This is a genomic window from Aeromonas sp. R3-1 (assembly GCF_040908345.1).
GTDB lineage: Bacteria > Pseudomonadota > Gammaproteobacteria > Enterobacterales > Aeromonadaceae > Aeromonas > Aeromonas veronii.
This window is the reverse complement of sequence record NZ_JBFODN010000059.1, coordinates 21017-31806: the sequence shown is the minus strand read 5'-3', so window position 1 is coordinate 31806 and position 10790 is coordinate 21017. Positions and strand designations below refer to the sequence as shown.

General features: G+C 61.9%; 6 protein-coding genes. 2 read left to right on the top strand and 4 right to left on the bottom strand.

The annotated features are described in order from the left end of the window. The 3 genes from AB5Y85_RS03420 to AB5Y85_RS03410 all read right to left on the bottom strand — a co-directional run. The coding region (locus AB5Y85_RS03420; protein ID WP_368221200.1) for a YgiQ family radical SAM protein at positions 1-2303 on the bottom strand (2303 nt) is incomplete at its 3' end. 187 nt (positions 2304-2490) lie between these two features. After that, positions 2491-5607: an efflux RND transporter permease subunit gene (locus tag AB5Y85_RS03415; protein ID WP_257687128.1), complete on the bottom strand. Its 3117-nt coding sequence runs from the start codon at positions 5605-5607 to the stop codon at positions 2491-2493. Further along, positions 5607-6656, bottom strand: coding sequence for an efflux RND transporter periplasmic adaptor subunit (locus AB5Y85_RS03410; RefSeq protein ID WP_257687129.1), 1050 nt, complete (start codon positions 6654-6656; stop codon positions 5607-5609). The genes AB5Y85_RS03415 and AB5Y85_RS03410 overlap by 1 nt, the downstream gene beginning before the upstream one ends. Positions 6657-6853: 197 nt before the next feature. Here AB5Y85_RS03410 and AB5Y85_RS03405 point away from each other — a divergent pair, with 197 nt between their 5' ends. Both AB5Y85_RS03405 and AB5Y85_RS03400 read left to right on the top strand, forming a co-directional pair. Next, a complete protein-coding gene (locus AB5Y85_RS03405) occupies positions 6854-8392 on the top strand; it encodes a sensor domain-containing diguanylate cyclase (protein WP_257687130.1) in 1539 nt (512 codons plus the stop codon). Positions 8393-8438: 46 nt separating this feature from the next. After that, positions 8439-9314, top strand: coding sequence for a patatin-like phospholipase family protein (locus tag AB5Y85_RS03400; protein ID WP_005338362.1), 876 nt, complete (start codon positions 8439-8441; stop codon positions 9312-9314). A gap of 72 nt (positions 9315-9386) precedes the next feature. Here AB5Y85_RS03400 and AB5Y85_RS03395 read toward each other — a convergent pair whose 3' ends face one another. Next, positions 9387-10727, bottom strand: coding sequence for an APC family permease (locus AB5Y85_RS03395; protein WP_257123457.1), 1341 nt, complete (start codon positions 10725-10727; stop codon positions 9387-9389). Between the last annotated feature and the right edge of the window lie 63 nt (positions 10728-10790).

The window sequence follows — 10790 nt, the reverse complement described above, 5'->3', positions numbered from 1 at the left end:
GGTTTGGCTCCCGGCTTGGCAGATCCTGCGCGGGTCGGCGTCTTGCCCTTATGGACGGGTTTTCCGGCAGGTTTGCTTTTACCCGCATTCTGGCCCGCGCTCTTGCCTTCGCCCTGTGCGGCCGGTTTGCCATTAGCCGCGCCTTTGTGCAGCTGGGAACCCACCGGCTTGCCGCCCGTCGGCTTGTTGCCCGCGCCATTGCCGCGTTGATGGGCAATGTTGCTATGGCGAGTCAGGGCCGGTTTCATGCCCTTGCCGCTGGCGGCGCGCTCGTTGCGACCTTCCGGCGGCACCAGACAGCCGGGGCCATTGCCAATCAGGTGGCCCTTGCCCATGGCGAGCAGGGCTTCGCGGATCATCGGCCAGCCAGCGGGGTCGTGGTAGCGCAGTAGTGCCTTGTGCAGGCGGCGACGGCGCTCGCCCTTGGCGACAAACACATCGCCTCCGGTGCGGCTCACCTTGTTTAACGGGTTTTTCTCCGTGTAATACATGGTGGTGGCGTTGGCGAGCGGCGACGGGTAGAAGTTCTGCACCTGATCGAGCTTGAAGCGGTTCTCTTTGACCCAGAGCGCCAGATTGATCATGTCTTCATCCGTGGTGCCCGGGTGGGCGGAGATAAAGTAGGGGATCAGGTACTGCTGCTTGCCCGCCTCTTTGGAGTATTTGTCGAACAGCTCCTTGAACTGGTAGTAGCTGCCCATGCCCGGCTTCATCATCTTGGAGAGCGGCCCCTCCTCGGTGTGTTCCGGCGCGATCTTGAGGTAGCCGCCGACGTGGTACTTGGCCAGCTCCTTGATATAGCGGGGATCTTCGACCGCGATGTCGTAACGCACGCCGGAGGCGATGAGGATCTTCTTGATCCCCTTGAGGTCGCGCGCCTTGCGATAGAGGTTGATGGTCGGGCTGTGGTCGGTGTCCATGTGCGGGCAGATGGTGGGCCAGACACAGGAGGCGCGCCGGCAGGTCTGCTCGGCCTTGGGGCTCTTGCAGCGCAGTTTGTACATGTTGGCGGTGGGGCCGCCGAGATCCGAGATGACGCCGGTAAAGCCCGGCACCTTGTCGCGGATATCTTCGATTTCTTTGAGGATCGACTCTTCCGAGCGGCTCTGGATGATGCGCCCCTCGTGCTCGGTGATGGAGCAGAAGGAGCAGCCACCAAAGCAGCCACGCATGATGTTGACCGAGGTCTTGATCATCTCGAAGGCGGGGATCTTCTCGTTGCCATAGGCGGGGTGCGGCACCCGCTGGTAGGGCAGGCCGAAGACGCCGTCCATCTCCTCGGTTTCCAGCGGGAAGGCGGGCGGGTTGACCCAAACGATGCGATCGCCGTGAGCCTGCGCCAGGGCGCGGGCGCAGCCGGGGTTGGTCTCGTGGTGCAGAATGCGCGAGGCGTGGGCGTAGAGCACCTTGTCCTCTTTGACCCGCTCGAACGCCGGCAGCTTCACATAGGTTTTTTCCCACGGCTTGGGCTTGGCTGGCTGCACCAGCACTGGCTGGGCTTCCTGCGCGGCAGGGGCCGCGTCGGTGGCGTCATCCGAGCATGGAGCCCCTTCCATATAGGGGTTCATGATGGGATCGATACGGCCAATCTGGTCGAGCTTGCTCGAATCCACCCCTTTCCAGCCCGGCAGCGGCTCCTTGCGGATGACGGCAGTGCCGCGAATATCCTGCATGGTGTCGATGCTCTCCCCCGCCGCGATGCGGTGAGCCACTTCCACCAGCGGCCGCTCGGCGTTGCCGTAGATGAGGATATCGGCCTTGGCATCGAGCAGGATGGAGCGGCGAATGGTCTCGGACCAGTAGTCGTAGTGGGCGATACGGCGTAAGGAAGCTTCGATGCCGCCGATAACCACCGGCACCTCTTTGAAGGCTTCTTTACAGCGCTGGGTATAGACCAGGGTGGCGCGATCCGGCCGCTTGCCGCCCACATCCCCCGGGGTGTAGGCGTCATCGTGGCGCAGCTTTTTGTCAGAGGTGTAGCGGTTGATCATGGAGTCCATGTTGCCCGCGGTGACCCCGAAGAAGAGGTTCGGTTTGCCCAGACGCATAAAGTCATCCTTCGATGACCAGTCCGGCTGGGCGATGATGCCGACCCGAAAGCCCTGCGCCTCCAGCATCCGGCCGATGACCGCCATGCCGAAACTCGGGTGATCCACGTAGGCATCCCCCGTCACCAGAATGACGTCGCAGCTGTCCCAACCGAGCTTGTCCATCTCTTTGCGGGACATGGGCAGGAAGGGTGCCGTGCCGTAGCACTCGGCCCAATAGCGGGGATAGGAGAAAAGGTTGGGTACCGGCTGCATTTTGAACACCTGGAAAAATTCGGGTCGCGCATTATACCGGTTGCGGCCAAGGGGAGCGATGGCTTTTTGTCCCTATAGATCCCGCGGAATAGGCCGCCGCCCGCAATAGCAAGGGCGCCCGCAGGCGCCCTTGTGATGATGGAGGCTGATAACCGGCCCCGCTTGAGCGCGCAGGCCAAGGCGCTGATCAGAGCGCCGGAGGCTGCGACTCCCCTGCCCCCTTGGCGGCCAGCGCTTCGTCTACCTGCTGATCCCGCGCCCCTGTCATGCCGGCGTGACGGGCGATCAGATGGTAGATGGCGGGCACCACCAGCAGGGTAACCAAGGTTGCCAGCGACAGTCCGAAGAAGACGACTGTCCCCACCGCCATCCGGCTCTCGTAACCTGCCCCCATGGAGAGCATCAGCGGCACAGCGCCGATAATGGCGGTGAGCGAAGTCATCAGGATGGGGCGCAAGCGGCGCACCGAGCCTGCGATGATCGCCTCCTCGAACCCTTCGCCGCGCTGGCGCAGCTGGTTGATGAACTCGACGATCAGGATGCCGTTCTTGGTCACCATGCCGATCAGCATGATCATGCCGATCTGGCTGTAGATGCTCATCTCCTGCCCCGTCAGCCAGAGGCCGAGCAGGCCACCGAAGATGCCGAGCGGCACCGTCACCATCACCACCGCCGGGGTCAGGGTGCTCTCGAACTGGGCCACCAGCACCAGATAGACCACCAGCAGGGCGAGGCCAAAGACCAGCACCATCTCCCCCTGATTGTCGCGGTAATCCTTGGAATCTCCGGCGTAATCCACCGTCATGCCGGTGGGCAGGTTGGCGTTGGCCCAGCCATCGAGGAAATCGAGGGCCTCACCCAGGGTGTGATCGGGGTGGACGTCGGCGGTCAGGGTGATCGCTTTTTGCCGCTGGTAGTGGTTGAGGCGGTTGGCGGTCGCCACCTGCTTGACGGTCGCCAGGGTCGAGAGACTGACCATCTCGCCGTTGGCGGCCTTCAGGTAGATGCGACCGAGATCCGAGATGCCATTGAACTCGGTCTGGTTGCCGCGCAGGTAGACGTCATACTCCTCGCCCCTGTCCACATAGGTGGTCTTGCTCGCCCCGCCCAGCAAGGTCTGCAAGCTGTTGGCCACGGTGGAGACCGGAATGCCGAGCTGGCTGGCACTGTCGCGATTGATGGTCACCTGCAGCTCGGGAGTCTTCTCGGCGTAGTCGAGATCCGGGCTCAGCATCAGGCCGCTGCCCTGCGCCGCCTGTTGCAGCGCCAACCCTTGCTGGTAGAGCTCGGCATAGTCGTTACCTTGCAGCACGAACTGCACCGGTGCGGTGGAGCCACCGCGGAAACCGGGCTGGAAGGTGCGGATCATCACATCGGGAATGCCGGAGAGCTTGGCACCCAGCGAGCGGGAGAACTCGGTGGCGGTGACGTCGCGCTCGGCCCAGTCGGTGAGCTGGATAATCACCATACCGGTCTGATCGCCGCCACGGCCAAAGGCGGGGGTACTGAAGCTCAGCGCCTGCACCACCCCTTTGCCCAGCATCGGCATGATGGCGGACTCCACCTGCTGCATGTTGCGCTTCATCCGCTCGATGCTGGTCCCCTCTGCCCCCTTGACGAAGACATAGATGACGCCGCGATCCTCGGTCGGGGTAAGGCTGGTCGGCAGTTGGGTAAAGAGGGCGCCGATACCGCCCAGACAGAGCAGCAGCACCAGCGGCGTCCAGCGGGAGCGACGCAGCACCCACGCCAGCAGGTGGCGATAGTGCCCCTCCAGCCAGCCCAGCCCGCAATCGAGCCCGGCGGTGAGCCGGTTCGGTTTATCCAGTGGGCGCATCAGCCAGGAGCCCATGGCCGGAGTCAGGGTCAGCGCCACCAGTGAGGAGCAGAGCACCGCCAAGGAGAGCAATATCGCAAACTCGGTAAAGAGCCGCCCCACCATGCCATCCATAAAGGCGATGGGGACAAACACCATCACCAGCACGGCGGTGGTGGCGATGACCGCAAAGCCCACCTCGCGGGTGCCATGCCAGGCGGCCAGCAGCGGCGGTTCCCCCCGCTGCAGATGGTGGTGAATGTTCTCCACCACCACGATGGCATCATCCACCACCAGACCGATGGCGAGAATAAGGGCCAGCAGGGTGATGAGGTTGATGGAAAAGCCGAAATACCAGGCGCCGATAAAGGCAGAGATGAGCGATACCGGCACCGTAATGGCCGGAATGAGCGTGGTGCGCCCCTGCCCGAGGAACAGATAGAGCACTGCCACCACCAGCACGGCGCAGATGGCCAGGGTCTCGTACACCTCGTCGATGGCCTGCTTGATAAAGATGGTGGAGTCGTAATCGACCTCGAGCTTGGCCCCCTCCGGCAGGAAGCGCTGCATCTCGCCGAGTTTCTTCTCGATCCCCTGCGCTACCGCCAGCGGGTTGGCGGTGGACTGGGCGACGATGCCGATACCCAGACTCTCTTTGCCGTTGCGCTGATAGGCGCTGTCTTCGTTCTTGGCTCCCACCTCCACATCGGCGATATCGGCCAGATAGACGCTCTGGCCGTTGGCGGCTGTGGTGACTTGCAGTTGCTGGAAATCTTCCGCTGTGTGATAGAGACGGGCGATCTGCACCGCCATGGTCATGGAGTTGTTGCGAATCTCCCCCCCCGGCAGCTCGATGTTCTCCCGCTTGAGGGCCTCTTCCACATCGCTCACCGTGATGCCACGGGCGGCCATGTCGGCAGGGCGCAGCCGCACATACATCACCTGGGTGAGATCGCCGGAGAGCGCCACTTCGCTCACACCGTCCACCAAGCTCAGGGGATCGACCAGCACGCGGTTGGCGTAGTCGGTCATGGCGGTGCGATCCATCTGGCTGCTGCTGAAGTTGAGCCAGATCGCCACATCGCCGTTGCCGCTGTCCTTGGTCACCAGCGGCTCGTCCACATCATCGGGCAGCCGTGGCCGGGCGCGGGAGAGGGCATCGCGCACATCGGAGATCCCCTCCACCATGTTCCAGCCGAGCTTGAATTCGACGGTGATCATCGAGCGCCCCTTGCGGGTCATGGAGTTGATATTCTTGATGCCGCTGATGCCGGAGAGCTGATCCTCGATGGGCTTGGTGACCTGACTCTCCATCACCGAGGGGGCCGCCCCCTCATAGGTGGTGGTGATGGAGACTGAGGGGATCTGCACATCGGGCATCTCCCGCACCGTCAATTTGCTGAAGGCGACCAGACCAAACACGGTGAGCAGGGCGCTGAGCACCACCGCCACCAGCGGGCGGCGAACTGAGATATCGGAGAGCCACATCAGCCGTTCACCTCGGCCAGATCACGCACCTGCACCCCATCACGCAGATTGACCAGTCCCTCTACCACGATGCGATCGCCGACCTTGAGCCCCTCGGTGACCCAGACGGTCTCCCCTTCGGTTTCGCCGAGCACCACAGGCACCCGCTTGACCCGGCCATCGGCCTCGAGACGGTAAACAAAGCGCTGCTCACCGGCGTACTCCACCGACTGGGCGGGGATCAGGGTGAGCTGCTGGGCAGGCAGCGCCAGCTCCACATTGAGCAGCATGCCCGGACGCAACTGGCCGTTGCCATTGGGGATCATCACCCGCGCCTTGATGTTCTGGGTATCGTTGGAAATGCGGCTGTCGAGGGTGGTCAGGGTGCCGCTGAAGTGCTGATCCGGCCAGGCAGTGCTGGTGGCGGTAACCGCCATGCCCGGGCGCAGCAGGGCGAGGTAACGCTCCGGCACCGCCAGATCGAGGCGCAGTTTGTCGAGCTCATCCAGATGCAGCAGGGTATCGCCGCTGCCCACCAGCGCCCCTTCGCTCAGGTCAATCAGGCTCACGGTACCGGCAAAGGGCGCCTGCAAGGTACGCAGGGAGAGCTCGTAGCGGGCGGCATCGAGGCGTGCCTGCACCTGGGCCACGGTGGCCTCCTGCCCCTCCAGCTCGGATTGGGTCACGGCGCCACGGGCCACCAGCTTGCGCATATCACTCAGCTTGCGGTTCTCGTCGCGCAGACTGGCGCTCTGCTCGGCCAGCTCAGCCTGCTGTTTGCCCGCATCCAGCGCGATCAGGGTCTCCCCCTTCGCCACACTCTGGCCAGATTGCACCGCAATCTTGACGATGCGACCGGTCACTTCGGGGCTGATGATGACGGAGCGATTGGCGGCCAGCTTGCCCACCAGCTTGAGGGTTGGCTCGGCCAGACTCTGCTTGACGGTTTGAGTGCGGATATTGACCTGTCTGGTCGGTGCTTTGGCGGCGGGTTCGCTGTGACGCAGCGCCCAGACGCCGGCAACCACGATTAGAAGAAGGCCCAAGCCGAGCCAGATACGCATTTTCATCGAACAGTCCATGAAGAGTGAGAGGGTAAATCCAGATTGGGGCCATTTTAGCCCCAGACTATGCCGTGACTATGTATAAATGTGACAAAACGTAACAAGAGCGGGATAAGCTCACTCTGTTTCAGGTCGCGCCGTTTGTTTTCACGCCACATCGCATACACTAACGACAATTTCCTTCGCAACCCGACTGACTGCCTATGCCCAAAATGTCTGACCACCGCTTTCTCACACGCCTGACCTGGCTCCTGTTTGCCGTGGTCATCCTGCTGATTGGTCTGACCTTGCGGCAAAGCCTGAAACAGATAGAACGCCTCTACCAGAGCGATACCCTCAACAGCGCCATCTACCTGCGGGATCGGTTCAAGCAGACCGAAGTGTTTCTGGAGGCGATGCGCGGGCAAGCCGAAGAGCGACTGCGCAGCGACCCCCAGTCGGTGCTCACCCGCCAGCTCTATCGCCATATCGAGGCGCTGCCAGAGGGGCTGGCCCTCGACAAGCTCCCCGGTGATTTGCCAGCCGGACTGGCGGGCAACCTCACCGGTGACGGCCCGCTGCCGCCCCCCGGCAGTGCGCGGGAGGCGCAACTTCATTTGGCCCTGAGCCTCTCGCCCTTGCTGGCCACCGCCAGCCAGCGCCTGGGCAGCGAGATCGCCTGGGCCTACTTCACTGGCGTGGACAACTTTATCTACCTCTATCCCTGGATCCCCTCCAGCCAGTTTCGCTTTGCCCGCAGCATCTATGACAAGCACTACTGGCAGGATGCGCTGATGTCACCCAACCCCAGCCGGGACACCATTCTCTCCCGCCCTTACGAAGATTTTGCCGGACTGGGCACCATGGTCACCATGTCCCAGCCTCTCTACAAGGACGGCTCGCTGGTAGGGATGATCAGCATGGACATCCTGCTTTCACGCTTGCAATCGCAGCTCAATCAACTGGCACCGGCGCTGGGTGAGTATCTGCTGCTCAATCAGTATCATCAGGTGCTGGCCAGCAGCGCACACCAGCCCGTGGTGCCGCAAGACCCCGAGCTGACCGACGAATACCAGTGGCGGCAAGGGGCATTGCAGCTGACCATGGCAATCCCCGATACCCCGTTGCGACTGGTGCACAACGTCACCCTGCTGCCGCTGGTGTGGGCCATGCTCTGCCAGTCCACGCCGACCCTGCTCGCCATCCTCTTTATGCTGCTGGCCGCCCTCTCCAACCTGAGATCCCATCGCCTCAACCAGCGGCTCAATTACCTCTCCTGCCACGATGCCCTCACCGGCGCCTTCAACCGCCACTATCTGGTGCTGCTGGAACAGGCGGGCGATCTGGCCCGGTTGCAAGCGGGGATCCTGATGTTCGATGCGGATCACTTCAAACGGGTCAATGACAACTTCGGCCATGCCGTCGGCGATATCGTGCTGATCCGGCTGGTGCAGCTCTGCCAGCAGCAGATTAGGCCCACTGATCGCCTGATCCGCTGGGGGGGCGAAGAGTTTCTGCTGCTGATTGGCCGCAGTAACGCCGCACAGATCGGCGAACTGGCGGAGCGGCTGAGAAAAGCGGTGGCAGATCACGACTGGGCCGCCATCGAGCCTGGGCTGGAGGTCACCATCAGCCTCGGCTATCTGCCCCACCAGGAGAACCTTCCCCTGCACGAAGCGGTGCGCCGCGCCGATGTGGCGCTCTATCAGGCCAAGGCCAACGGTCGCAACCGCAGCGAAAGATGGCAGGGTGACGCCTCCTGACTCTCGGAGTAAGCTGACCCCTCAACCCCTTTTTTGGAGGACTGTCGTGCCACGTAAACCCCGCGTAGGGCTCGCTCTCGGGAGCGGCGCCGCCAGAGGATGGGCCCATATCGGCGTCATCCGCGCCCTTGAACGTCTCGGCATCAAACCGGATTTGATCGCTGGCTGCTCCATCGGCAGCTTTGTCGGTGCCGCCTATGCCGCCGGTGAACTGGATCGGCTGGAAACCTGGGTGCGCGGCTTTACCCGCCTGCAGGTGGTCAGCCTGCTCGACCCGGCCCTCTCCGGCGGTCTGTTTCGCGGCGAAAAGGTATTTGGCCTTGCCGCCAGCCATCTGGGGGATCCCGATCTCGAGAATCTGCCCATCCCCTTCGCCTGTATCGCCACCGAACTCGATACCGGCCGCGAGATCTGGCTGCAACAGGGCCCGCTGCGCCAATCGGTACGCGCCTCCTGTGGCATGCCGGGGATCCTCACCCCGACCCGGATCAACGACCGCTGGCTGGTCGATGGCGCCGTGGTCAATCCGGTGCCCATCTCGCTGGCCCGCGCCATGGGGGCCGAGGTGGTGATTGCGGTCAACCTCAACACCGATATGCACCAACCCTGGACCGACGAGCCGGATCAACCCGGCAGCGGCGGCCTGCTCAGCCAGTGGCTCAATCGCGGTGAATCCGCACCAGCCACCCCGGGTCTGTGGAGCGTGATGAGTGGCTCCATCAACATCATGCAGGAGCGGATCACCCGCGCCCGGATGGCCGGTGATCCGCCGGAGATCCAGCTCTGTCCGCGCCTTGGCAGCTTCTCCATCATGGATTTTCATCGCGCCAGCGATGCCATCAACGAGGGGGAAGCCTGCGTCGAGCGCAATCTCGATCAGCTCAAGGATGAACTGGGCCGCCTCGGGTTGCTGGGCAGTTAGTTGTCGGCATGCTGCGGTTTACACATAAAAAAAGCGCCATTCGGCGCTTTTTTTTTCAACTTACTTACCCGGTTACTCCTTACGGTAGAAGAGCAACCCGAGCAGAATCACCCCCACAGAGACCAGCAGATAAAGTCCCAGACTGGGATTGGTGATACCGCCATACAGAATGATGAGCGCACCCAGGGTGGCGCAGGTCGGGATCACAAACCGCTTTATCCAGCCCAACTCGGTAAAGGTGCGCATGTACCAGACATAGAGGAACAGATAGAGGCCATAAATCAGCACGATCGGCATCTCGTCCAGAGCGATGTAACGACCGAATGTCTCGTTGATGCTGCAGTACCACAACACTGAGTAGATCACCGACAACAGCGCTGCCGCGAGGGCCGAGTTGATGGGCATGTGGTGATGCGGTTCGATACGGCTCATCCACTTGGGGGCAGGACCCTGATTGCGGATCGCCAGCGAGTAGGGAATACGCATGGTCGCCAACACCAGACCATTGAGGGTTCCGAGGCAGGAGATAATCACGAACACGGTCAAAATGGTCGAGGCAGTCCCGCCAAACAGGCTGGTTGTCGCGAGATTTACCGCGTTATCCCCTTGCGCCACTATCTCGTCCGTCGGCAAGACGCTGGCGATCCCCAGAAAATAGGTGACATAGACCACAAAGACTATCAGGGTGCCAATCACCAGCGCTCTGGGCAGATTCTTCTTGGAATCGCGAATTTCGCTGTTGATGGTCACGGCGGCGATCCACCCCTCATAAGCGAAGGCGGTGGCGACCACGGCAGTGGCCAGAGTGCCTCCGGTGCTCCCTATCCCATCCATTGCCTGCACAAAGTTGGTCACGGTGACACCATTGAGCAAGCCTGAAATGGTGCCCACAATGGCAACCAGGATCAGCGGGACCAACTTGATCAGGGTAGAGCCCACTTGCAGCTTGCCCGCCAGGACCGGGGTATAGAAGTTGATCAGATAGGTGACCGTCATATAGACAGCCGCCAGTATCCAGGTCGCACCAGAGTTGGTCGGATTATCACTGCCGAGCAAGATCATGGTGTACAGAGCGGCGACCCAGGCAAGGATGGCGGAAAGAGGGGCGTAATAGAGTACGCCTTTGAACCACCCCACCAGATAACCAAACATTTTGCCGTATGCCGCTTCGGCATAATCGACGATACCGTTGGACTTTTCGATCCGCTGGGCAAACTCGGCAAACACCAGCGCGCCGAAGATCATCGAAAATGCCCCCAGCGCCCATGCCAGCAGCGCAATGGCCAGATTACCGCCAGTCAGACGCAGTACATCATCGGCCTTGAAGAAGACACCGGAGCCGATCACCACGCCGACCACCATCGCAATGGCAGTCATCAGGCCATAGCGTTTATCCAACTCATTACTGCTCATACCCATACTCCATACGATTGCTCATATCATCCTGAATGTAATAGTGTTCAGGTGGCCAGATAC